The 24,083-nt window shown below is 64.5% G+C and carries 22 protein-coding genes; 11 read left to right on the top strand and 11 right to left on the bottom strand.

Annotated features, from left to right (window positions below; translation table 11 throughout):
* Positions 1-214: hypothetical protein (locus HG800_RS26975; protein ID WP_206352307.1), on the top strand; the 214-nt coding region annotated here is incomplete at its 5' end.
* On the top strand, positions 211-819 hold the full coding sequence (locus HG800_RS16630) for a hypothetical protein (RefSeq protein ID WP_169977749.1): 609 nt from the start codon (positions 211-213) through the stop codon (positions 817-819). The genes HG800_RS26975 and HG800_RS16630, both read left to right, overlap by 4 nt.
* 91 nt (positions 820-910) lie before the next feature.
* Here HG800_RS16630 and HG800_RS16625 read toward each other — a convergent pair whose 3' ends face one another.
* Together HG800_RS16625 and HG800_RS16620 are read right to left on the bottom strand one after the other, a co-directional pair.
* Positions 911-1,651 carry an FkbM family methyltransferase gene (locus HG800_RS16625; protein ID WP_169977748.1) on the bottom strand — a complete coding sequence of 247 codons (741 nt, stop codon included), beginning with the start codon at positions 1,649-1,651 and terminating at the stop codon, positions 911-913.
* A 196-nt stretch (positions 1,652-1,847) separates the two neighbouring features.
* A complete protein-coding gene (locus HG800_RS16620; RefSeq protein ID WP_169977747.1) occupies positions 1,848-2,447 on the bottom strand; it encodes a hypothetical protein in 600 nt (199 codons plus the stop codon).
* Positions 2,448-2,889: 442 nt separating this feature from the next.
* Between HG800_RS16620 and HG800_RS16615 the strand changes: the two genes are divergently transcribed.
* From HG800_RS16615 to HG800_RS16590, 6 genes are all read left to right on the top strand, one after another.
* Positions 2,890-3,564 (top strand): PEP-CTERM sorting domain-containing protein, encoded by a 675-nt coding sequence (locus HG800_RS16615; protein ID WP_169977746.1) that lies wholly within the window; start codon positions 2,890-2,892, stop codon positions 3,562-3,564.
* 176 nt (positions 3,565-3,740) lie between these two features.
* Positions 3,741-5,114 (top strand): right-handed parallel beta-helix repeat-containing protein, encoded by a 1,374-nt coding sequence (locus HG800_RS16610; protein WP_169977745.1) that lies wholly within the window; start codon positions 3,741-3,743, stop codon positions 5,112-5,114.
* Positions 5,115-5,163: 49 nt separating this feature from the next.
* Positions 5,164-5,682, top strand: a complete 519-nt coding sequence (locus tag HG800_RS28025; RefSeq protein WP_169977744.1) for a hypothetical protein — start codon at positions 5,164-5,166, stop codon at positions 5,680-5,682.
* Positions 5,683-6,140: 458 nt separating this feature from the next.
* Positions 6,141-7,310, top strand: a complete 1,170-nt coding sequence (locus HG800_RS16600) for a cellulase family glycosylhydrolase (RefSeq protein WP_169977743.1) — start codon at positions 6,141-6,143, stop codon at positions 7,308-7,310.
* Positions 7,311-7,693: 383 nt separating this feature from the next.
* Entirely contained in the window at positions 7,694-8,782 is a 1,089-nt protein-coding gene (ppk2, locus tag HG800_RS16595) for a polyphosphate kinase 2 (protein WP_169977742.1), read from the top strand.
* Positions 8,783-8,884: 102 nt separating this feature from the next.
* Positions 8,885-9,592 (top strand): hypothetical protein, encoded by a 708-nt coding sequence (locus HG800_RS16590; protein ID WP_169977741.1) that lies wholly within the window; start codon positions 8,885-8,887, stop codon positions 9,590-9,592.
* Positions 9,593-9,726: 134 nt separating this feature from the next.
* On the opposite strand, the gene HG800_RS16585 is transcribed toward HG800_RS16590, so the two are convergent.
* Positions 9,727-10,284 (bottom strand): hypothetical protein, encoded by a 558-nt coding sequence (locus HG800_RS16585; RefSeq protein ID WP_169977740.1) that lies wholly within the window; start codon positions 10,282-10,284, stop codon positions 9,727-9,729.
* 852 nt (positions 10,285-11,136) lie between these two features.
* Here HG800_RS16585 and HG800_RS16580 point away from each other — a divergent pair.
* On the top strand, positions 11,137-11,784 hold the full coding sequence (locus tag HG800_RS16580; RefSeq protein ID WP_169977739.1) for a PEP-CTERM sorting domain-containing protein: 648 nt from the start codon (positions 11,137-11,139) through the stop codon (positions 11,782-11,784).
* 204 nt (positions 11,785-11,988) lie between these two features.
* Here HG800_RS16580 and HG800_RS16575 read toward each other — a convergent pair whose 3' ends face one another.
* From HG800_RS16575 to surE, 4 genes are all read right to left on the bottom strand, one after another.
* On the bottom strand, positions 11,989-12,978 hold the full coding sequence (locus HG800_RS16575; protein ID WP_169977738.1) for a hypothetical protein: 990 nt from the start codon (positions 12,976-12,978) through the stop codon (positions 11,989-11,991).
* Positions 12,979-13,402: 424 nt separating this feature from the next.
* Positions 13,403-13,690, bottom strand: a complete 288-nt coding sequence (locus tag HG800_RS16570) for a type II toxin-antitoxin system RelE/ParE family toxin (protein WP_169977737.1) — start codon at positions 13,688-13,690, stop codon at positions 13,403-13,405.
* Complete coding sequence (locus HG800_RS16565) at positions 13,687-13,878, bottom strand: hypothetical protein (RefSeq protein WP_169977736.1); 192 nt, start codon at positions 13,876-13,878, stop codon at positions 13,687-13,689. Before HG800_RS16565 ends, HG800_RS16570 begins: the two co-directional genes overlap by 4 nt.
* Before the next feature lie 836 nt (positions 13,879-14,714).
* Positions 14,715-15,488, bottom strand: a complete 774-nt coding sequence (gene surE, locus HG800_RS16560; protein ID WP_169977735.1) for a 5'/3'-nucleotidase SurE — start codon at positions 15,486-15,488, stop codon at positions 14,715-14,717.
* Positions 15,489-15,759: 271 nt separating this feature from the next.
* On the opposite strand from surE, the gene HG800_RS16555 reads away from it, so the two are divergent.
* A complete protein-coding gene (locus HG800_RS16555; protein ID WP_169977734.1) occupies positions 15,760-16,272 on the top strand; it encodes a hypothetical protein in 513 nt (170 codons plus the stop codon).
* Positions 16,273-16,545: 273 nt separating this feature from the next.
* Here the strand turns inward: HG800_RS16555 and HG800_RS16550 are convergent, their stop codons facing one another.
* Together HG800_RS16550 and HG800_RS16545 are read right to left on the bottom strand one after the other, a co-directional pair.
* Entirely contained in the window at positions 16,546-18,633 is a 2,088-nt protein-coding gene (locus tag HG800_RS16550; RefSeq protein ID WP_169977733.1) for a vWA domain-containing protein, read from the bottom strand.
* Between the two features lie 400 nt (positions 18,634-19,033).
* A complete protein-coding gene (locus tag HG800_RS16545) occupies positions 19,034-20,926 on the bottom strand; it encodes a vWA domain-containing protein (protein ID WP_169977732.1) in 1,893 nt (630 codons plus the stop codon).
* A gap of 364 nt (positions 20,927-21,290) precedes the next feature.
* Between HG800_RS16545 and HG800_RS16540 the strand changes: the two genes are divergently transcribed.
* Positions 21,291-22,049 carry a DUF4058 family protein gene (locus HG800_RS16540; RefSeq protein ID WP_169977731.1) on the top strand — a complete coding sequence of 253 codons (759 nt, stop codon included), beginning with the start codon at positions 21,291-21,293 and terminating at the stop codon, positions 22,047-22,049.
* A gap of 38 nt (positions 22,050-22,087) precedes the next feature.
* On the opposite strand, the gene HG800_RS16535 is transcribed toward HG800_RS16540, so the two are convergent.
* Positions 22,088-22,357 carry a hypothetical protein gene (locus tag HG800_RS16535; protein WP_169977730.1) on the bottom strand — a complete coding sequence of 90 codons (270 nt, stop codon included), beginning with the start codon at positions 22,355-22,357 and terminating at the stop codon, positions 22,088-22,090.
* Between the two features lie 257 nt (positions 22,358-22,614).
* On the bottom strand, positions 22,615-23,853 hold the full coding sequence (locus HG800_RS16530) for a DUF362 domain-containing protein (RefSeq protein WP_235963725.1): 1,239 nt from the start codon (positions 23,851-23,853) through the stop codon (positions 22,615-22,617).
* Between the last annotated feature and the right edge of the window lie 230 nt (positions 23,854-24,083).

Raw genomic sequence — 24,083 nt, 5'->3', positions numbered from 1 at the left:
CCTTCCGGCAGATTCCCGAGCCCTCGGGTCTGGTCTTTGCACCCCTCGGCGCCTATCCTACAAGTGTCGGGAGGAGATCCTTTTCGGCCACGTCTCGACGCGATCCGAAACCCCCATGTCTTCGGCGGGTAACGGCCCGATGCTCCTGGCCGTTTCGTCCCGCTCCGGGCCTCGACCGCAACCGCATCGTCCCGACAAAGGAGTCGACCGATGACCTGGCTCTCCGAAGATCCCTGGCCTCTGGCCGGTCTGTTCGCCTTGCTGGCCGTCGCCTTCCTGATCCGCCTCCGGTTCTCTCAGCAAGGCAAGCATCTGGCCTGGGCTGCAGGAGCACTCGGCCTTGCGGGGATGCTCCTGGTGATCGAACAGCTCTGGGTGACCGACCGCGAGCGGATCGAGATGGCCGTCTACGACATGGCCGACGCCGTCAAGGCGAGCGACTTCGAGCGCTTCGAGTCGCACCTCGCCCCTGAGTTCGAAAAACAGGTCGGCATGCTCACCAAGGCTCTCCTACGTGGCACGCTCGCCAACGTCGAGTTCGAGTTCGTCCGGATCGCCCAGCTTCAGATCCAGGCCGGGCGCGCCACCCGCATGGGCAAGGCCGACTTCCTCGCCCAGGCCCAGTGGGAGGAACGCTCCTCTAGCCTCGGCACCGACTACAACGCCACCCCGCTGCCCGGCATCGGCTTCTCGGTCGGCTTCCGCGAGGTGGAGCCCACCATCTGGCAGGTCACCCGAATCGACGTCACCACCGTCCCCGCCGGCGGCACCCCCGAGAACGTCGCCGGCTACATGGCCCGATTCTCCCGGACTCGCTGAGCCGAGCCCTTCACCGAGAATCCATCAGAGGCCAACCGAAACGCAGGGTGATTCTCAAGCAATCACCCTACGTTGTCCTCGGCTTGCCGCCTCACGCCGGCACTGCCCCCTCGGTACGAAACGCCGTCGTGTCGCGGCCGAACGAGAGATACCGGTACCCTTGCTCGCGGAGCAATCGAGCGCAGGCCACCTTGTCTTCGTACGAAAGGTGATTATTCTCAAAATTGATGATCCCCGGCCGGATCGGGGTCGAGAACATCATCTTGATCACCTCGAAGTCGAACCCCTCGGTGTCAATCTGCAACAGGTCGATCCGACCAACCTTGCAACGCTCCAGCAAGGATTGCAGCGTGAACGACGGCACCTCGATCGGCTGAATCCGGCTCTCCAGGTTCGGAATGCTCCGATACTGCTTGGCCAGCACCGCCCTCGAAAACGACGTGCAACGGCTTGCCGGACTCCCCGGCGCCTCTGCCACCCGCCAGAGGGTCATCGTCCCGTCGCTATGCCCAATCGCACAGTTGACGCACTGCACATGATCCACGTTCTCATACGTCTTCTTCAAGCGATCAAACGCATCCGTCAACGGTTCGACCAGCAGGGCCGACCACCCGCGCTCGATGATTAAGTCGTGCACCGGGTCATTCGAGATACCATCGTTGGCCCCGATTTGCACCAGCGAGAAGTCGGCCCCGGTATGCGGAATCCGATCGGCAAGCAAGGTCAAGAGGTTCAGCGGATGGTCGTTCGGAAACGGAAGCCGCGTGATCTGAAGCCCTCGGCGACGGAACTGCTTGAGGACTCCCTCGACCACTTTCGATTTCACGGACATGGCTGACCCTCAAGAATGCCCCCATCGACGGAGGCGGAACGCGCGGATTGGTGGAATTGACAAAGGAAGGGTTTTCATCGGCTCCAGCGTCCTTACTCACTTCCCAAGACATCGGTGACGCCTCGGGTTCGTCCGTCACACAGGCGGCTCAGCCCGTTTGGGATCAACGGCGATCCGAATCATCACTCGATCCCCGTCACGGGGTTCCCCCCCGGACCTGCTCGCGAAGCGCCTCCATCCGGTCAGGATATTCCAGCACCACCAGTTCGTGCGTATCGGCCTTGTACGCATACTCCTGATAGGCCGGAAGCTGGGGCAATCGGATGCCGTTGGCGTCGAGAATCTCGCGCTTGAACTCCTCGAAATCGCTCGGATAGCGGTCGTTCAGGGCGTTGTACAGGTTCAAGGCATGCTGGATCTGCAAGACGGCCGCCTGCCCGATAATCGAAACATAGGCGTTGCCTTGCAGCGTGATCGGATCTTTTGCCGTGATCTTACCGGTCGAGACCTGAATATTCTGCCCGCTCTGCATCTCGGCGTTAAAGTCGCGCACGTCACCGGTCGTCTGCCCGATCGTCCTCCGCAACTGCACCGGCGCATCGGCCGGAGCCCCCGCCACCACCGGAGGCGGCGGCGGCGCATTCGCGTCCACCATCGGCGGCGGCGGCGGACTGCCCCCCGCCCCTGATCCCGACGCCGTCGGCGATCCCTCCGACCCTCCCCCGTTGCATCCGGCCACCACCACCAGGGCCGCGCCCAAGATGAGCCGGGAGACAGCGATCGAAAGCTTATGCATCACAGGGAGTTCCTCAACGTCGTGGAGTCAATGGGTGGCCGCCATCCCGTCCAGAGGATGGTGCTTCCTGTCCGCCTCGGATCGAGTATGGCGATCGAAAGGTATCACAGGCAAGGGGGACCGTTCCCTCGCAACGGAGTCGAGATAGAGCAAACACGCAATTTTGTTTTGGCAATCAACAGGATTTCCAAACTTCAATATCACGATTACATGCGTTGCGCAGCCGTCCACGGGAGGAGCCTTTTCGATGCTGTTGACAGAACATGACCGACCCTCTTATGTTGGGGATAAATCCCTCGCGAACTCATGGCGGTTCGCGGGGACGGTCATGAAGGCCTCACGAAGCGACTGATGCGCTTCGCGGGGCTTTTTTTTGCTCCCGTTTCTTGCTGATGCCTCCCGGCAGGGCGGCAGGGTCTTTTGATAAAATGAGGGTCTTCTGATGGAAGATCGAAGTGCTGAGAGCAAATGTGCGATGCAGAGGAGCGGAGTAGCTGTCGTCTTTGCGGCATTGATCTGGATAACGACGGGTTTCGGCGGCAATGCTCTGGAAGCGGCCACGATCACGGTCCTCGAGGACAACGGCAACGTCATCTACGACTTCTCCAGCCCCAACAAGCTCGACATCGATGTCGATTGGCTCAGCACGCAGCCGGTCCTCCTGGATGTCCTGCTGGGGCCGAATGATACGGACTCGACGATCTTCTTCAGCGGCTTCCACCTCAACCTGACCGGGCTCCCCTGGTCCGGCTTCTCCGTCGAACTCGAAGGCGGCGCGACCTGGGAGCTGGGCGACACAAACGACTGGCAGATCATCCCGGGCGCCACCGGGGGTCTTTCGTCGAGATCCTTCTCATCCACAAGGGCGCAGATGTCCTTCAATCCGGCGATCGAACCCTTCGACGCCCTGGTCCTCGGCGACGCGGGCGGCCCGATCGATCCCGATCTGGACTGGAGGATCGCCCTCAATGGCCTCGGCTCCGGCGATTCCTTCCAGATCCGCCTGTCCGCCATCCCCATCCCCGAGCCGTCCAGCCTGGCGCTGACGGCAACGAGTGCCCTGGCGGGCCTGGGCCTGCTGTGGAATCGTCGTCGCCGCCAGGCAATGACCTCCTGAGCCCTGCCCCCGGAACCAACCCTCCGGGTCCCGAGCGGCCCGGGGTCGCTCCGGGCGGACGCGACAGTAGAAAGGTTTGAACAAGGACGCTGAAGGCAGCGCAAACGACACGGACTCGCGGCGCGTGACGCGAGGCCGACAGGGAACGTCCGCGCATCAATCGCGAGGGAACACCGATGAGACTCTTCAATGAAGCGACCGGTTCCATTTGTCGACGCATTGGCAACACCTCAAACACACCACGCCCCGGCGATCTCCGATCCCTGAATCGCGGGACCAGAACACGCCGCCACCGGCCCGGCATCCGGCTGGAGATGCTCGAGGACCGGACGCTGCTCTCGACCTTCGAGGTCATGAACCTCCACCCCGACGGCGAGGGCTCGCTCCGCTGGGCGATCGTGCAGGCCAACGCCGACCCCGACCGCGCCGACGACATCGTCTTCGCCGACGACCTGGCCGGCACGATCGAACTGACCACGGCCCTCCCCGACTTGACGGGCGAACTGACCATCACCGGCCCCGGCGCCGAGACCTTGACCGTCGCCCGCAACCCCCCCGAGAACACGCCAGACTTCTCCGTCTTCGTCGTCTCGGCCGGCGCCAACATTACCCTCTCCGGCCTGACGATCACCGGCGGTCGGGCCGAAAACGGTGGTGGAATCTCCAATGAGGGATCACTGGCCCTCACCGAAATCGTCGTCTTCGGCAACTCCGCCGAACGCGGTGGCGGCATTTTTAGCAGCGGCACCGCAACCATCGCCAACTCCTCCTTCATCGACAACACCACCTTACGCGGCGGCGGCATGTATAACAGCGGCACCGCAACCATCTCAAACTCCTCCTTCAGCGGGAATGAAGCAGGTGCATGGGGCGGTGGCCTGTATAACTATGGCACCGCCACCATCTCCGACTCCTCGTTCAGCGGCAACAGGGCGCCTTATTACGATGATGAGGAGGGCGGCGGCGGCGGCGGCGGCATTTATAACCACCGCACCGCGACCGTCTCTGTCTCCACCTCCTCCTTCAGCGGCAATGAGGCGGCTTTTTCGGGCGGCGGTATTTTTAGCAGCGGCACCGCAACCATCTCAAACTCCTCCTTCAGCGACAACACAGGCAGTGGTCTCTCCAACCGGGGCACCGCCACCATCTCCGACTCCTCCTTCAGCGACAACACAGGCAGTGGTCTCTCCAACCGGGGCACGGCGACCATCTCCAGCTCCTCCTTCAATGGCAACACAGGCTACGGACTCTCCAACGGGGGCAGGGCAGAGATCACCGACTCCACCTTCAGCGACAACACGGCGCTCTGGGAGGGAGGCGGCCTGTATAACAGTGGCATCGTAACCATCTCCAACTCCTCCTTTAGCAACAACTCCTCCACAATTAGCGGCGGCCTGTATAACAGCGGCACCGCAACCATCTCAAACTCCTCCTTCAGCAGCAACTCCTCCGGAACCAGCGGCGGCCTGTATAACAGCGGCACCGCGACGATCACCGACTCCTCCTTCAGCAGCAACACAGGGGGGGGGGCAGGGTGGCGGCCTGTATAATGAAGGCACCGCAACCATCTCAAACTCCTCCTTCAGCGGCAACTCGGCGTTGGGGTTCAATGAGGATGAAGAGTTCGGCATCGTCGGCGGCGGCGGCATCTTTAACAGCGGCACCGCGACGATCACCGACTCCTCCTTCAGCGGCAACTCGGCGGCCTCGTTCGGCGGCGGCATCTTCAACGGGGGCAGGGCAGAGATCACCACCTCCTCCTTCAGCGGCAACTCGGCCGACCGCGGGGGCGGCGGCATCTACAACGCCTCCTCCAGCACGGCCACGATCACCACCTCCTCCTTCAGCGGCAACTCCTCCCGCAACGGTGGCGGCATCTTCAACGCCAGAGGCGGCGTCCTGACCGCCTTGCGGAGCCGGATCCGCTTCAACGTCGCAACGGCCGACGGCGGCGGCATCTACAACGAGGGGACGACGACCCTGAGCCGGAGCCAGGTCCTCCGCAACCGAGCGGGCGAGCGCGGAGGAGGCGTCTTCAACCGGGGCAAACTGTTGCTCTCCTTGAGCCTGATCCTCGGGAACACCGCCCCATCCGGGGCGAACGTTTTCGAGGATTGAGGCGCAGAGGGTGAACCTGGCCCCGTCCCTCCTGGCGAGGAACGCCAACGAGGGGAGGCGGGGCCGGGAACTCTCCGCGTTCCCACGCGTTTCCTCCTGACGCGGAACGATCCGCAACCTTCATTCATCACCTCCTTCCGGAGACGCGAAGCAGACCCCTCGTGAGTCATGGCGCGGCTCCCTGCTGCAAACCCGACCCGAGCCAGGTCGAGTCGAGCAATCGGCCCGGCCCGGCGGCAAGGGGCAGGGCAGGGTGACGCTCCCGAACAGGACCACTGCTCGTTGATCGCCCGCCAGACGCCTGCTACGCTGACCGGGCAGGATGTCGGCCTTTTCGCCGGCGCCCAGGTCAGGTCGCCCCGAAAAAAAACCCGCTCGATCGAGCGCCTGAGGCCATCCTTGCCCCCTCCCTCGGCTCGACGAGAACGAGCGGCAATTCGGATCGGATCGGAGACCCCATGAGCACACCCCACCTCTCCCCGAAGCTCCTGTTCCCCTTCGCACTGGCCCTGACCCTTGCTTCCTCAAGCGCCAGCCCGACTCACGGTCAGGATCAGGACCAGGGTCGCGAGCGCTGGACCCCCGAACGGGCCAACGCCTGGTACGACAGCCTCCCCTGGCTCGTCGGCTGCAATTACAACCCAAGCACCGCCATCAACCAGCTTGAAATGTGGCAGGCCGACACCTTCGACCCCGAGACCATCGACCGCGAACTCGGATGGGCCGAGGATCTCGGATTCACCAGCATTCGCGTCTATCTGCATCACCTGCTCTGGGAACAGGACGCCGACGGCTTCGTCGACCGCATGGACCGTTTCCTCGCCATCGCCGACCGTCATGATATCGGCGTCATGTTCGTCCTGTTCGACAGCGTCTGGGATCCCCACCCGAAGCTCGGCCCCCAGCGCGACCCCGAGCCCGGCGTGCACAACTCCGGATGGGTCCAGTCCCCCGGCGCCGACGACCTGATGAACCCCGACCGTGAAGAACTTCTCAAGGCTTACACCGTCGGCGTCATCTCCCGCTTCAAGGACGACCCCCGCGTCCACGCCTGGGACCTCTGGAACGAGCCGGATAACACCAACGACAACAGCTACGGCCGCAACAAGCTCGACCGCGAGCCCGAAGGCAAGCGCGAGCGCACCCTCGAACTCCTCGAACGCTGCTTCTCCTGGGCCCGCTCCGCCAATCCAAGCCAACCGCTCACCTCCGGCGTCTGGATCGGCCAGTGGTCCGACCCCGACCGCCTCTCCCCCACCGAGCGCGTCCAGCTTGAGCAGTCCGACATCATCACCTTCCACTCTTACGATCCCCTCGACCGCGCCTCCCGCTGCGTCGAGAACCTCCGCCGCTACGGCCGACCCCTCCTCTGCACCGAGTTCATGGCCCGCCCCAACGGCAGCACCTTCGACCCCATCCTCGGTTACTTCAAGGCTCAACACGTCGGCGCGTACTGCTGGGGCTTCGTCGCCGGCCGCTCCAACACCATTTACCCCTGGGACTCCTGGCAGAACCCCTACGACTCCGAGCCCCCCGTCTGGTTCCACGACATCTTTCGCCTCGACGGCACCCCCTACCGCCCCGAGGAAGTCTCCTTTATCAAGCGCCTCACCGAGCAGGCCGATTGACCCGCGTTCGGTCCCCGTCGGGGTGCCTGCGGTCGCCTCGACCCCGGCCGCCCCGACGATGGATGATCCGGAGGCCAGCCGAGTGGTCTTCCGGAAAGACACCCTCTGCGGTCGCGCACGCTCGGAATTCCGCGTCTGGCATGCCACGTGCCCTTGGATTAGAATCAAAGAGATGCGTGGAGACGATTGGTTCATCGTGCGAGGGCCGGGGGTTGGCCGTCGATCGTCCACCAACCTCAATCGGGCCGCTCGGCAGGAGCGCGGCCAGGAACGAATCGTGATCCTGCTCTTGCGGCATCGGGTCCTCGGATCTCGCGGGAGTTTGGGTCCTCGTCAGCGTGTCTCACCCTTTGGGATCCATCGCGGCGGAGGGGAACAGCGTCATGAGCCAGAATACTCAGGGCAGAGACCTCCCAACCGAAAATGCCGACGCCTTGGCCAGGAACGTCGAAACCTTCACCGTGCTCCAGCAGAGCGCCGAAGCTCAGGACGCACAGGCCAGCGCCGCCGAAGACGTGCTCAACACCTCGCAGCCCAAACCCGAGAGCTACCAGGAAGCCCTGAAAACCCTCGAAGCCATCCTCGAAGGGGCCTCGCCCGACGACGCCGAGGCACTCAAGACGGCCCTCTCACGCTGGCAGAACTTCGAGACCCGCCTGCCCATCAGCCCAGACGACGAGCTGGTCGACGACTGGCGCGGCGCCGTCTACCCGTACAAGAACCGCCTGTCTCGCAAGAGCTACGAACGCCAGAAATATCACCTGCAGGTCGAGTTGCTCAAGCTGCAGGCCTGGGTCCGAGAAACCGGCCAGCGGATCGTGATCCTCTTCGAAGGCCGCGACGCCGCCGGCAAAGGGGGCACGATCAAGCGCTTCATGGAACACCTCAACCCCCGAGGTGCCCGCGTCATCGCCCTGGAGAAGCCGACCAACGAGGAACGCGGCCAGTGGTACTTCCAGCGCTACCTCCAGCACATGCCCACCCACGGCGAGATCGTCCTCTTTGACCGCTCCTGGTACAACCGCGCCGGGGTCGAACGGGTCATGGGCTTCTGCACCGACGAGGAGTACGCTGCCTTCATGCACCAGGCCCCCGAAATCGAGCGCCACCTGGTCAACAGCGGCATCCAACTGATCAAGTTCTGGTTCTCGGTCAGCCGCAAAGAGCAGCGCCGACGGTTCAAGGAGCGGCAGATCCACCCCCTCAAACAGTGGAAGCTCAGCCCCATCGACATGGCCTCGCTCGACAAGTGGGATGAATACACCACCGCCAAGGAAGCCATGTTCTTCCACACCGACCACTCCGAGTGCCCCTGGATCGTCGTCAAGACCGACTGCAAGAAACGCGCCCGGCTCAACGCCATGCGCTACGTGCTCCACTCCCAGGATTACACCGGCAAGGACCTCAGCAAGATCGGCCAGACCGACCCCCTCATCGTCGGCCGGGCCAGCTTCTCCGGCAACATGGGATAGCGAGCGACCATTCCTCCCGATCGTCGCCTCGCGATCGGTTGGCGAGGACCACTCGCCAAGCGTCGGCCCGACGGGTTCCAACGATTCGAACAAGGAACATTCATGAACCACCTTCTCGGTTTGCGCGTCGTCGCGTTCCTGGTCATCTCGCACACGTCAGTCTCGGTCGCGATGGCCCAGCAATGCGAGATTCGACGCCTGGAAGGTGGCCTGCTGCACGTTCACCTCAACGAGGGATTGAACCTCATCATTCAACCCGATCGCGACTCCCCTGTTCCTGATCACCTGCAGACAGAACGAACCTTTGCGCTGGGGACCGCCTTCGATCGCACCCTTCTGCAGGTCGATGGCACCTCCCCGACCGATCCGTTACGCCTGAATCCCGGTGAAGGCGACCCCCTCCCGCCTCACCTCGTCTCCGTCGAGTCCGTCTTAATCGGCACCAAACGGGCAGGCATTCAACTGAAGACGAACCGCCTGAACATCATCGTCGCATCCGTCGAGCTCATGTCAGATCAGAGCTGGATCACCACCCACAGAGATCAAGACATTCATCTTCTTGTGCTGACGTACACGGATGCCGCTCGGTTGATGACCGCTCGCATGAACCTCTGGATCAGCCTGGTGAAGACGCAGCAAATTTTGCTGAACCCCACGACCGAACTCTCCGTCGATTCCGCCACGGAATTCTCCAACTCGATCGGCAAGCCACGGGTCTTGCCGACCGAGGTGCTGCCCGTGCTCACCCTCCCTCAACCCGGCCTCGCGTTCGGCGACCGCCAGGTCATCCTCCTGCAAGACGCCGACTGAGTCCATCCGCGAGCCGGCCTACCAGCGCCGGCTCGCTCCCAATCGCCCCGCCTTGCGCTCGAAACCCCCACGCCCCCGACACCTAAGGACGTTCGGCAACGAACGCCCCCCCGTCGCGCTTCGACGGATCGATCTCATCGGAGCGATTCCAACAGCTTCGGAATCGCCTCGAAACCTCGGACCCAACACCAACGATTGTTGACGTAGAGATACGCGCTGCTCCCCGAGGTTGACCGCCCTCGCGTCACGACCAGTTCGAAGACCTCGACGTCTTGCGGAATCATGGCCAGCACCTCGCGGTACGGCCCCTCCGCTCGCCTCGCGTCGGCTCTCACGTCAATCGGTTTGATCGCGGTGATCCCCCCGCCTCTCGTCATTTGCGCGGCCATTTGGTCGACGTTCTCCAACATGGCCGTGTGCCCTTCGTCCAGAATCGGCCACAGGAGATCGACCTGCTCCGGAAAGAGCAAGGCGATCTCCTCCTTGCGAGGCAACATCGATCGCAGCGCATCCACGCGATCATCCTTCCGATCCGACGAAAACCCCTTGTCCCACCCGCGAAACGCCTCCTCCAACGTTGGCCTCGCGTCCCTCCTGACCTCCTGCCCCCCCTCGGCCCCGCTGCTCGCAACCACCACCGCCCCCAACCCGCCCCACACGAACACCTTCACCAAGGTGTGCCGCAGTCTCATCACGCCACTCCTCCCCTCGTGCTCTCCCGGGCGTCCCGAGTGCTCCAATGTCCAGCACACCCGGAACGCCTTCCTCTCACACTCAACCAAGCGTATCAGGATGGATGCCCCTCCGAAAGAGCAAGGCCTCGCTCAGAGCCTGCGACGGTCCTCGCGTCCGTTCTTCAAGGCGTTCCGAGCACGAGTTCAGGACCAACAGCTCGAAACCCTCGTCCTTCACGCACTCCTCTCGAACGCGGGCGAATGGAATCATCCCGAGGTACAATCACGGGTCGTCTCGGTTGCTCGCCAACCGGGGCGGCGCAGCCGCAAGAGGCGCCGGGATGCATCTCCGTAACCTCTCGTCGCTTCGCGACCCCGGTTGGCGAGCAACCGAGACGACCCGCGCAATCGAACTCCGCTCTCATCACCAACCCCCTCTCGCCGATCGAGACAGTCTCGTCCTCTCGACCCCGCCCATCCCCTCCTCAGCAAACCGCCCCCTCAGCGCCCGGGGTCCACCCGACCCCGGTCCACCCCTTCGGGCGAACGCAAATTCTCCGGCTTCTGCACGCTCTCCCGGTCCGGCACGCACAGGCAGTTTACGGCCCTAAGCCGCCCTCAACACCCCCCTCGCACAACGCCCGAAAGACCCTTCCAATCCTCCTCACTCGCGATCAGCCCGCGCAACCCATAAATCATCGCCAATATCACCACAACCCGGTAACGCCGGTTGTTGCCAGAATTCACCACCGAAACGGTCGTAAACTCACTCAACTCAAAAACCCTTGACGCCCTGAGCCCACCCCCCTAAGCTCAGGTGACATCATCGCGTTCACGTCCATGCTCTTTCATAGAAGTCAACACATTACCATGAAAAGAGCAAGAACATTCGTTCTCGTCGTATCCTTGGTCGTATTGCTCGCCAATGCGACGCATGCAACGCAGATCAGGGAGGTCCTCGTACCTCCGGACAACCCGGGGAACGCCTACACCGGGACCTTCTACATCACACCATCCATGACGACCTGGGCATTCGGGGTCGGCAACGACCTGATCCAGGACACGGCGATCTCCGGCATCTCCTCCATCGACGGCTTAAGCGCGCGAGACCATTGGATCTCCGCCCTGATCGCCAAGGAGAGTTGGGAATTGGGATTCGATTTCGATTCCATCCGGCCGATCGGCGCGACGCCTCCCTCGTCCTTCTCAATCGACACCACCGAGGTCGACTGGCTCTGGGGAGACAGTACCTCCGTCGCGTTCTACTGGCTGTCAGAAGCCGGCCCCGACCCCGACAACCCGCAGGCCGTGCTGCAACCAGGCACCGAGTACGACGCCTTCAAGTTCTTCACATCCGGCCCGAACTCTCCGTTCGCGGCGTTCAGCGCCCCCAACGGTGGAACGATCATCACGGGTGAGACCCGCACCACCATTATCCCCGAACCCTCGACCCTGATCCTCGTCGCGCTCGGCGGCCTCGGAATCGTCTTCGCCAGGCGTCGGCAACGGTCGCGCTAACCCGCCCCCCTCCACGCCATGCTCGTCGGGTGGTTGCGATCGCCTGGCGAGCGCCCTGCCTCTCGCAACGTCCAGGTCCACCTCGGCCCCGACCTCCGCCTCGCCCACCAGGCCCTCGACTACACTCCGTGATGTCCGTGGCGCGGACCGATCGCGCCAAGCGGCCAGGCGATCGGTCCGCGTCGCAGGCCCGACGAGTCTCAATCAATCGAGCAGCGTCGCCGGCAGGCTGACCATCCCCGGCACCTTGACCCCATAGACCGGATCCTCCCGGAGGCCTTCGAGCCAGCGTCGGTCGGGCCCCTGGATCCGGTACGACATGTTCTGCCAGACCCGACTGTAGACCAGAGAGCGCTTCCGATCGGCCGCGATGCCTCGGGCCGCATAAACCTCCGCCTCTCCCTGCTCGCCAAGCCCCCGATACGCCAGGGCCATGCCGTAGAGGTAGCAGGGTTCGGTCAGGTCGTACGCATGGGCATACCGGAACGACCGGAGTGCCTCGCGATGATCACCCTTCTCCAGCAAGCGGATGGCCCCCACGGCCAGGAGTTCTCCCTGCTGGTTCGCCCGGTAGCGAGGATAGTCGCGCCTCAGGCTCTTCATCTCCTCCTCGACACTGTTCAGACGCTCGCTCTGACGTTCGAAGTCCTCCTCCACAGCCACCCGGAAATCGAGCAATTCCCGGGACAACCCCTCCTGGCCCCGGAACAGTTCGAGGATGTCCTTACTCTGATTTGCCAGGATCGAGGCATGAATCTCCTGGACCCGCCGCTGTTCCTGCACCTGTCGGCTGATCTCCGCCAGCTCCTCATTCACGCTGGAGAGATAGTTCATGATCATGGTATGCACTTCAGCATGCGTCATCGTGTCGCGGAGTTGCTCCCTCAGGGCCGCGATCTCCGCGCGCCGTTCCGCATCGCTTGCTTCCACACGCTTCAAAACATCCTGAAAGACCTGTGTATCAACCGTACCATCCGAGTTCGAGGGGAAGAAGAAGTTTTTGATTCCGGTCCCCGCCGCTTCCCCCAAAACACTCCCCAAACCTTGAGCAACCCCGAGTGTACCCTCGTATGCGAGATTCCCGGCATACGCCATGACCCGATCGCCGAGCGTCGGTTCCATCCCTTGTTGCGCCCGCGCCGGCTGGCTTCCCAGGCCAATCAACACGGCAACGGTGACGATGACACGCTTCATGGGTGTGATTCCGAATTCAGGAGGATAATCGTCACGATGGGGAGCAGGCCGATCCCTCGGTCGCCTGGCAAGGTGAGGTCGAGAGGAAACCCACCCTGCACACTCACCAACCAGACGCGGAACCGAGGACTCGCGATCCCGTCGCTCCGACAACTCATCGAAGTCGTGATCCCGTGCGCTCCCAATCCCCAATACACTCGACGCGCACGCGAACCGCAGCGATGGCCGACGCCCGCCAGTTATTCGCTCCAACGTGATAATAACACCACTGCTGACCCGGACACCGTCTGCGCAGTCCCAAGAATGCAGACACGCGAGGCGTCATGAGGGCCAATCTGTCCCGAGCGCTCTCCCGCGACGGGGCTCAGCATGCAATACCTGCCATGAGGTCCATCGAGGACGCCGTGGCAGCCGACGGTCAAGGTCACATATGCGGCAAGCGCCGCGCCCCATGGACAACCGCCACCACGTCGATCCGCTCCTCATCAACGAGCTGATAGACGATCCGATACGGATGCTCAAAGACCTCCCGCAAGGTCGCGTCCTCGAACTCGGGGACCATCGGCCCGGCACCGGGCAGGGCCGCGATCTGCTCACACCTCTGGAAGATCCGACCCACCATGGCCCGTGCATACCGAGGCGAATGCCTGGCAATGAATGCCTCGATCGCCTCGAGATCCGCCAGCGCAGACTCCGTCCAGCGGACGATCATGATCCTTCGATCCCGAACCGCCTTCTCGCCTCCTCGATCGAGACGGTCCGCCCCTCCTTCGAATCCTTCAACCCCGCTTCGATCGCCTGCCGGACGTAAATCTCATATTGCAAGTCTTCCCACGTGGCATCGTCCGGCAGCCGATCCACGAGCCTGCGTGCCTGGTCCTTCACGCTCGGATCCGTCATCACTCACCCCCGTTCTACCCAGCGATTCCCCACCACTCCGTTCCTATTGTCGAACCCCAGACCACGCCAAGCAACCCCGGCCGCCGCTCATCCAGGCCCGGAAGCGGTCGTCTCTCCCCATTCGATTCCCTCAAATGCGGGAGACACTCAGGAGGCCCCGCCCCTGGCCGCGGTGTCCTGGACTTCCTACCGATGACCGACCCTCGCCAAAAAAATCCGACCCCTCAATAGTGACTGAAGCCCCCTCCCATCTCGATCATATTGAGAGGAGGGCACCCCACTCGTTCCCGGAAGGCTCCGGCCCATAACTCGCGGAACGCCATCATTCTTCCATGTGCCCACCCTTGCCTGCTCGTCTCACACTCCGTGCGCCCACGTCTTCAATGACGAAACAGCCACCACGCCGACCCCACCTCCCGGCCAGGACGTCGCCGGCCCCGTGTGAGGCCCGACCGCAGAACCATCGTGACCGAGGAAATCCCGAAACGAACCGGAAGAATTCCCGTATCTCCCTACAAGAAAAGAGCTTCCACCCTGACATCCAAGCGCACCAACCCCGATCGGCCCTAGGCACCGGCCTTGGCAGGCGGGTCGATCAGCCCGACATGACGAAACAAACCCATTTCCCCGACCAGCGGCACGCCCGGGCCACCCCGCCGACCCTGACGAAACGAAGCCAATCCCCGGGCAGAGTTCCCGAAACGAACCGAAGGTTACGCCTGTTCTGTTTGCCTGGTCACACCTTACGACAAACGCCCGAAGCGCACCGCCTCAACTCAGGGGGCGCACCGGGCGTCAATCAGAACCGTTGGGAGGACCACAGCGGGCGGATCGGCTCAGGAGGTTTCTGGCCCGGGCCAGGTCCAGCCGCGGACCTGGTCCAGTTGGGTCTGGCGGGTCATGTCGAACTGCAAGGGGGTGACGGTGATGTTCCCATCGGCCAGGGCGATGACGTCGCTCTCCTCCCCTTCGAGGCGGAAGGGGGGGGCGTAGGTCATCCAGTAGTAGGTGCGTCCCCTCGGGTCGCGGCGGCGCTCGAAGCCTTCGCCGTGGCGGCCGACCCCCATCGGCACCACCTTGATCCCCTTCGGCTCCCCTCGGTTGTGCGACGGGATGTTCACGTTGAACAGCGACCCGGCCGGGGGGTTGTTGCTCAGGATCGTCTCGATCACCCGCCTCGCGTGCCGGGCGGCGTAGGGGAAGTCGAAGTGCTCACTGTATTCGAGCGAGACGGCAATACTGGTGATCTCGAAGAAGGCCCCCTCGATCGCCGCGGCCACCGTGCCCGAGTACAGCACGTTGATCCCCGCGTTCGCCCCGTGGTTGATCCCCGAGACGATCAGGTCCGGCGGCCGGTCCATCAGCTCGTAGATCGCCAGCTTCACGCAGTCGGCCGGGCTCCCCTCGACGGCCTGGCCCAGCTGAGAGCCGTCCACGTCGTCGATCGACGAGACGATCAACGGGTCGAGCAAGGTGATCGCGTGGCCGACGCCGCTCTGCTCCAGCGCCGGGGCGATCACCGTCACCTCGCCCAGCTTGGCCAGTTCCTTGTGCAGGGCCCGCAGGCCCGCGGCGTACACCCCGTCGTCGTTCGTCAGCAAGATGCGCACGGTCAAAGCACCCGGGTCGGGAGACCTTCAATAACACGAGGGGCAGGGGGCCAATCCCTCGCCCGGCGTTCGGAATCCGGTCCCGAACCCGTTGCATCCCTTCGCCCCATTCCAAGGCGTTGGATCGTACCGGCCGCCAGCGCCCGCCGTCAATCGCCCGAACGCGCCCAGGACGCTCGACCGTGGCACTCCGCGGCCCTCATCGGTCATCATCAACCCGTTCGTACCCCCGGATCCCGCGATCGCTCACCCGACGATCGAGCCCCTCCCCATGACCGACGACCGCCCGACCGATGCTGCCTCCTGGCCCGAGCCGCCGACCTGCCCGACGTGCAAGACGGCCAACCTGCTCGGCGCCTCGAACTGCTGGCTCTGCGGGGCCGATCTGCCCGCGACGGCAACCGCCCCCCCGGTCGAACCGAACGCCGAGGCGAAGCCGGAGGCAGCGATCGACCCGCAACCGTCCCGAGGGACGTGGCTCCGCCCCCGGCTCTCGCTGGCGACGACGATGATCGGCGTGGCCGTCGTGGCGGTCTTCCTGGCGGTCGGGCAGGGCAGGGCGGGGATGGCCGTCGGCCTGCTCCTGATCGTCGGGCCGTCGGTCGGCTACCTGATCGCCCGGGTCCTCCGGGTCAGCCGGGGGGTCGACGAGCCGTCCACGCTCGAACGGACCTGCGGCGAGGTCGCGGCCACGATCCTCACGATCACCGTCGCCGCCGCCGTCCTGGCCGCCGTCGTCCTGTTCGCCCTGCAACTGCTCCGCGCCCTGGCCAAGGTCTTTTGACCCCCGTGGCCTCATCACCCCGAGCCGAACCCATGCGCGTGACATTCCCGATCGGTCCTCGGCGCGATCGCGAATCGCTCAGACAGGGTCTGACGCTCGCTCGACCGCAACCGGCCCACCACACGAGCGACCGGCCCGACGAGCTCCCCCCTTCGAGCGAGGGAAGCCCCCGAGCCTCGTCGGGCTCGGGCCCCATTGCTTCGGGACCGCGATCGATTCTCGGGCTCGCCGGCCGATTGGCCGGCCCCCTTCGTGGACGAGCGTCGGCGGCCGTCAGTACTTCGGGACCAGGGCGGCTCGCTTGTCGTAATCCGGGTGGACGTTCCACTCAGACCAGTCGCAGCCGAGGCCTCGGTTGAGGGTCAGTTGCGCCAGGTCGGCCCAGGGGGTGTCGGGGTGGCGCTCGATCACCTCGTTGAGCAGTTGGGTGGCCTCGGCATAGCGTTTCTCGGTTTCCGCGGCCGGGGCCTTCTTCTTGCCGGAGTGGTTGATGACCCAGTCCGTCCGTCGCTGGTTGGGGATGGGCGGGTTCTTGGGCTTCAGTTTCCCCTGGTTGGCGAGATTGACCATCTCGGCCAGACAGGCCCGATATTCGTAAGCCTTGATCTGAAAGGCGACGACCTGGGCGAGCATCAGGTCGTAGTTGGCCTGCCAGCGGCGGTTGGCCTCCTTGTCTCGGGCCGATTCCATCGATCGGAGGCGGTTCTCGATCTCCCTCAGAGCGCGGAGCTGGGCCTCGACCCTGGGCAATTCCTGGGCGATTTTCTGCCCCAGCTCGGGCGGGTTGACCGGGAAGTGCCGCTCGAAGCCGAAGTCCTTATCGGTGAGCTGGATGATCTCGTTCATCGTCTTGCGCAGGTCACTCTGAGCGACCCGTGAGGCGTAGTCGGCCCGAGGGCTGTAGTCGGGCGAGTACTCCTTGAGGGTCTCGAAGGGGTACGCCTTTTCGCCGCTCGGCCGGTTGCGCAGCTCTTCCTCGTTGGGCAGGAGGAAGAAGATACCACCGGTGTCCTTGACCAGCCGGGCCAGCTCGTACGGGGCGAAGCCCGAGGGCTGCTCGTCGTGGCGGTCCTTCCAGAGTCCGTCCCACTGGAGCATTTCGAGGCCGGCGCTCTCGGGGCCCCGGATGATCGTCGGCCAGTAGATGTCGCCCGTGACCGGGTCCTTGTAGCGGAGCCGGACCGTGTTGTAGCCGAACATCGACTGACGGCCGAGCACATAGGCTGTCACCCCTCGGTTGACCATCGCCAGGCGAGCCTGTTCGACCAGGTCGCCGTCGTCTCCCGACTCGTCGGTAATCAGGACCATCAGGACCTTGCGGTCCTTCTCAATGATCCGGCTGTATCGGGCCAGGGTCTCGAAGACGGCCTTCATCGTGTACTCGAAGCCCGACTCGTCGACCCGAAGGCCGTCGATGGCCTGTCGGATGTCCTCCAGGTCGCCGCGGGGGCGGGAGTTCTCGTAGTGGATCTTCTCGCCGAAGCCGATGATCGCGTGCTCCAGGTCGCCGGCCTCGCGGCGATCGGTGGGAACCTGGATGCGCAGCTCATTGATGACCCGGTCGAACCGGTCTCGGATCATCCGCTGGTCGTCCTTCATGCTGCCCGACTCGTCGAAGACCCAGAGGACGGTGACCCGGCTGGTGGCCAGGTGGGCCAGGATCTCTCGGGCGAGCTGGTCGAGGGCTTCGTCGTAGCCGTTGGTCGGTCGGCCCGTCTCGCCGCTGATCCGCCGGCCGCCGCTGAGGTCGCGGTTGAGCGAGCCGGTCGAGGGAATCAGCGAAGTGCTGGGCGTCGGCACGGCAATGTCAATCATGCCGGAGAGGCTTTTCGACTCGCTGACCTCGGCCGTGGCTGTCCGGATGGCCGGGGTGGCCGACGGAGCGCCGGGCGCGAGCATGCTCGTCGGGTCGCCAGCGGCCAGCTCGGGCTCTTCGTCGGAGGGATCGGCAAGGATGGCGGTCAGATCCTCGTCGGCCAGGCTGTTCTCCTCGGTGCCGGCGTCGATCGGGCCGGCAAGTTGCTCGATCTGGCCCCCCACGGCCATCAAGGCCAGCGCCATCAAGACCGCAAGGTGGACCATCAACGAAACGCCCCAGCTCGGCGCGTCCCATTTCCAGACCGGAGCCCCCCGTCTCCTCCGAGGTTTCCGGGCAGGCTTGGCAGGCTTGGCCTCTTTAGCGTCCGCGCTGCTCGGTTCCGGCGCGGGGGGAGAGCTGCCGTTGCTCGGGGGTGACGTACCGACCGATCGAGCAGGCGCCTCGGTGGTCGGAATGGCCTCGACTGCGCCGGGGGAGCCGGATGCCGGAGTCCCGGCGGTGCCAAGCAGGTCGGCGTCGGAGCGGGCGATCTGGGTGCTCATGCGGTCCTCCCGGGGCGGTGACCTTGCGGTCGATTCGACGCGGGCTTCCTTTGCGGTCAGGCGACCGGGGGGAAACGGCGTCGAACCTGCTCCAGGCCGCTTCGGGACCTGGAGCACAAGGCGGAATCTCGATCTCGGGGGGTCAATTGCTCTCGATCAATTCCCTGGCCGCGACGTGAGCCGGGGACATTCGGGCTCGAATCGGAAACAGACGAACGTCAATGAATCTGAATCTTGCAATGACGGACGGGATCGAACTTCGAGACTGCGGAAACCGATTTCAGGCGGATTACGGGGCTGAAGGAGTCGAGCGATCGGCGGAATGGTCGTGAATGGTTCGGGGCTGATTGCTCCGCAGCCCCTCAGGCACTTGCACAAGCTTACCGGGCCAGAGGGCTCCTTACAACTTGGGCACGGGGGCCGGGGGAGTATTGGCGTTTGGCTGGTTCTTCTTGCGGGCCGCTCCCGCGTTGTCCGAGGGGGGAGGAGGCGGGGGCACATAGGTCTCGACCCACTTGAAGCCGAACGGGTCGCGCAGCTCGCGCTGGGCGAGGACGGCCCAGGGGGTACCTCGATGCTCGGTCATGACCCGTTCGAGCAGTTCGCGGGCCTCCTCTCCGGCCCTCTGGGCCGAGGGGCTATAGTGGATCTCGGTATCAGGCTCCAATCGCCAAGCGTTGGACTTCTCGTTGGTAAAGGGCCGAGGGTTGACCTTCATCTGGGCGCAGGCCCAGTCGTATTCGTAGCATCGGATTTTGACGGCCAGCAGGCGGGCCCTCATCAGATCATAGTGCGCTTGCCAGCGCCGGGAGGTTTCACGGTCGCGATACGAGGAGGCCGACTGGATCGGGCCGAGAGCTTCCTCGACCGTGTACATCACCCGGGCGGCGATGGTCTGGTTGCGTTCCATCGCCTCCTTGAACTGCGGGGTGCCGGCGGTCGGGAAGACCAGGGAGGGCTGGCCCGGCAGGTTTTGCTGGGTGATCTGGGCCGCGGCCAGGACGGCCGACCGCAAGGGGCTGCGAGAGGCGGCCGCGCGGTACTGGCCGGCGCTGACCCAGTCGGGCCGGTATTCCCGCATGCCGCTGGGGTCGAAGGTCGGCCGGCTGCTGCCCATCCGGGTGACGAAGTAGATGCCGCCGGTCGTGGCGGCCAGGCGGCTCAGGGCGTGCGGGCCGAAGCCGGCGTCGAGTTCCGTGTGCTGCGGGCCTTGATACCAGAAGGGCAGGCGAATCTGTTCCAGGGCGACACTCTCCGGTCCCTGGCGGACGGGCAGGCGGCGGTAGAACTGGCCGGTCTTCGGGTCGGTGTAGTCCGTGTACCCTTCAGACCGGCCGAAGAGGGCCGAGTTGCCGAGCACAAAGACCGGCATGTCCGCCTTGGTCGCCGCGGCGATGGCCGGTTCGAGCTTCTCCTCGTCGTCGCCGACCTCGTCGGTGACGAGGATCGCCATCGTCCGGAAGGGTTGCTTCTCCTTCTTGAACGATCCCCAGCGGCGGGCGACGTCGAGCACGGTCTGAAACGTCGTTTCCTCGCCTGTTTCGTCGAGCGGAACGGCCTGGATGGCCGAGATGATTGCGGCGGTGTCGTCGGTCGGCTCGTCGATCATCGCCTTGCGGCCCGATCCGAAAGCGACGACCATCGTCAGCAGGCCCCCTTCGTGGGCCAACGAGCCTTCGGGCCGGGCCAGGACGTTTTCGTAGACCTTGCCGATGTGTTCGGCTAGGCGCTCGCGTTCGGCGTGCAGGCTGCCCGAGGCGTCGAACATCCAGACGACCAGAACACGTCCCTTGTCCAGCTGGCGGAGGATTTCCAGGGCGAGGCGATCGACAGCCCCCTCAACCCCATCGACATGCTCGGCCCCGTCTCCGCGCAGTTGCACGCGGGTGCTCAGGGTGGTGGCCGAGGGCAAGAGCATCGACGGCGCGACCGAGAGGGGGTCGAGCTGCAGCTCAGGGTCGGGCTCGGCAATGTCCTCAACGATCCGAGGGGAGAAGCGCGGGGCGGTCTTCGAGAGGATCGGGTCGAGGGTCGCCTCCAGGTCGGTTTCGAGCAGCTCGGTGGCGTCTAGCCGTTCGAGATCGGGCAAGGCGGTATCGACGATCGACGCCTCGATCGAGCGGGCGACCTCGCGGCCCATCAAGATCCCGGCGACCGTCAGCATGCCGAGGATCGCCAGATGAACCAGCAGACTGACGCCGTACGCCGTGGCCACGATGGACGAACGGGCCTCGCGCAGCGCAGCCCATTGCTCGGTCGCCCACTGTCGCATCCTGCTCGCCAGACTGCTCATCAAGGCTCCTCCCTCCGTCCTCGCGTCGGATACGTTGGAGACCCTTTGTCACGTCGCTTGAGATTGAATTCGATCGGGAAGAAGTGCTGGTTCGGTCGATTTTACGACACCATGCATGATCGAAGCAACGCACCACCCCGTCCTGTGTCTCAGTTTGTCAACCAGTCTTCCGACCGACGACATGGCCCATTTAAGCATACGGCACCAACGGCTCGGCGTGACATCCTTTCGCAAGGCGAGCGAGCGGGCCCTTGTCGATCGCACGTGGGGTCCCGGCCTCCGGAACATGAAGGGGCGCCCGTTCCCTTTCCTTGCCGGCCCTCTGGCCGTCCTTGGTATCATCTGAGTGATCCGGAGGTGCCCCATGCCGATTCACGACTGGACCTGCGTCGAGGCCGGGATCTTCCACGATTTCCGTCATTCCTGGGTTGAGGAACTCCATCGTGCCCTGAACGCCAGGATGCTGCCGCCGGATTACTACGCGATGGCCGAGCAGGTGACTGGCGGGTTCGGCCCCGATGTCTTGACGCTCCAGGGTGCCGCGCCGGACGGCGAGTCCGACGGCTCGAACGGTTCCTGGTCTGCCCTCGGTCCGACTCCGGGAGTGGGGGGCCTTGCCCTGGCCGAGCCGAAGCTCGCCCCGTCGGCCGAGACCGACATGGAGTTCTACCGGCGCAAGGCGGCGAGCGTCACGGTTCGGCATGTGAGCGATGATCGAGTGGTGGCGATTGTCGAGGTCGTCTCGCCTGGGAACAAACACAGTCAGATGGCGATCGAGCAGTTCGTCCGCAAGGCGGCCTTTCTTCTCGATCAGAAGATCCACCTGATGATCCTCGACCTGCTGCCGCCCGGCCCCCGGGACCCGAACGGCATCCACGCCCTGATCTGGGAAGCGATCGACGGCCGCCCGATCCCGAAGCAGGAGCGCCCGCTGACGCTCGCCAGCTACGAGACCGACGACACGATCCGTGCCTTCGTCGTGCCGGCCGCCGTGGGCGATCGCCTGACCGACATGCCCCTGTTTCTCTTGCCTCGAGGGTGCGTCGAGGTTCCCCTGGAAGAAACCTACCAGGGGGCCTTCGACGTCTTCCCGAGACGGTGGAAACCCCGGCTCGAAGGGTAAGCGTCAAGGGACAAACGGACCACCAGCGCGAAGCCGCATCACTGGACGGCCGGCAGAACGGCAAGCAGGGTGGCAAACGTCAGCGCCGTCTGGGTCACGCCGACCAGCCAGAACCGCCATTCCGGCCAATGCTCCCGACGCACCGCGAGGACGACCAGCACCGGGAACCCGAACAGGGCAAACAGGTACGTCGGGGCCACAATGCCTTCGACCCATTCGGCAATCGCCTTGGGCAAGAGGCCCCGGCAGAGGGCCCCGGCGAGGGACACCCAGATCAGTTGCGCCGCAATCAGCACGCGTAATCGCATGACCAGAATTTAATGCGAACGGTTTCCCAATTGCGTGTCGAGGTCGTCGGCCCCCCTCACCTGGCCTTTGGCCACCCAAGCAGTAGGCAGTAGGCAGTAGGCAGTAGGCAGGGAAATATTGCTCGCGCGAGCGGGTACGAGGGTTTAATGAAGTCCGCCCTCTCCCCGCTGCTCGCGGGGAGAGGGCCGGGGTGAGGGGTCCGCGGCACAGTCTATCAGGGTGGTGAAAGCGGACGTCGCGCCTTCCGACCCGTGCGCTAGCCGACCTGGATGACCCGGTGGTTGATCGACCGACGACGGCCGAGCGGCGATCGGTAGTCGAAATAGCCGAGCCCGAGGTTGCCGGCCAGGGCGATGTGCTGCGGCTGGCGGATGTCGAAGCCTTCGCGGTTGAACGGATCGGCCGCGAGCTTGCCGACGGCGCCGACGCCGGGGACGCCCATCTCGGTGCGCTTGGCGTCGATGATGTCCCACTCGACGTGGTCGATCGCCACCGGGTCGGTGCCGACGAGCAGAGCGTTGTAATCCCAGGCCCAATCGGGATTGGAGCCGAACGGGCCGCCTTGCCAGATGCCTCGGATGCCGTCCATGATCTGCAGGACGCACTTCGATCGGATGATCGGGTGCTGGACGATCGACGGGATGAACGTGTTGGTGGCGTTGGCCGCAGGGGTCGAGTGCGACCGCTCGACGTTGTTGACCAGGCCGTGGCTCATGTTCTTCAGGCAGCCGGTCACGCCCGAGGCGCCGTGGTCCTTCAGGCAAGGGAGGCTGATGATCTTGTTCAGGCGCTTGGTGACGAGCAGGCCGAGGTGCGAGCGATAGGCGCGGTCGTCCTTCGGGTCATGGCCGGAGCTGACGAGGTTCATCTCGACGAACTCGTCACGATCGTACCCGGAGAAGCCTTTGCCCCCCTCGAAGTCGAGCTTCAACTGGGTGCCGTCCCCTTCCTTCGGGGTCAGGCCGCCGAAGGCGACGCCGTCGGGCAGGATGTTCTGATAGCCGGCGGCAAGGAATTCGGACTCGTAGCGGTCGAAGACGACGATGTCGGTCAGCTTCAATCCCGCCGATCGCAGGCCGTCGATGACTTCGAGGACCAGTTCGGGAGAGGTCGGGTGCTGCGGGTGGCCGTTGGGCACGACCTTGATGCCGACCACGTCTCCCGGCTCGACGAAGGTCCGCCAGGCTTCGACCGGGTGATCGGTGCCGGTCAGCTCGGTCAGGGCTCGGCCGAGGGTGGCTCGGATCGCCTCGCGGTTCTTGGCACCGCCGCGAATCATCGCCGGGTTGCGGGCCTCGATGACCTGCCCCGGATACGGTCCTGGCACGCCGAGCGTTCCGTCCGGCTCCGCGTTCCCTCCGCGGTTTCGCCCTCGGGGCGCCTGCTGGGCCGAGGCGAAGGTCGGCAACGCCCCCAATGCCGCGGCGGCCGCGGCGGCCCCCGCCAGGAACTGCCGACGTTGCATCCCACCGCACGGATAACGACCGCGCATCATCGAAACTCCTTTTGGGATCCGACATTCAACGGCGTCGGAGAGCGAATCGGACGGCTCGGAAAAGTCGAACACGAAACCAATGACGGACAGGACGCAGCCCCATCCAGAGAAACGCGGGGCCGCGAGACGTGCATTGCGGCCGCCTCCATGCATCGAAGCATCTGGAACCAACCGCCGTGTAATTTTGATTGTACACGGTTCCCTCCGCCGCGTCTCTGCCTCACCGGCCT

The organism is Tautonia rosea (assembly GCF_012958305.1).
Taxonomy (GTDB): Bacteria; Planctomycetota; Planctomycetia; order Isosphaerales; family Isosphaeraceae; genus Tautonia; species Tautonia rosea.
Note: the sequence above shows the minus strand (reverse complement) of the source record. Positions and strands in the feature narration are given on the sequence as shown.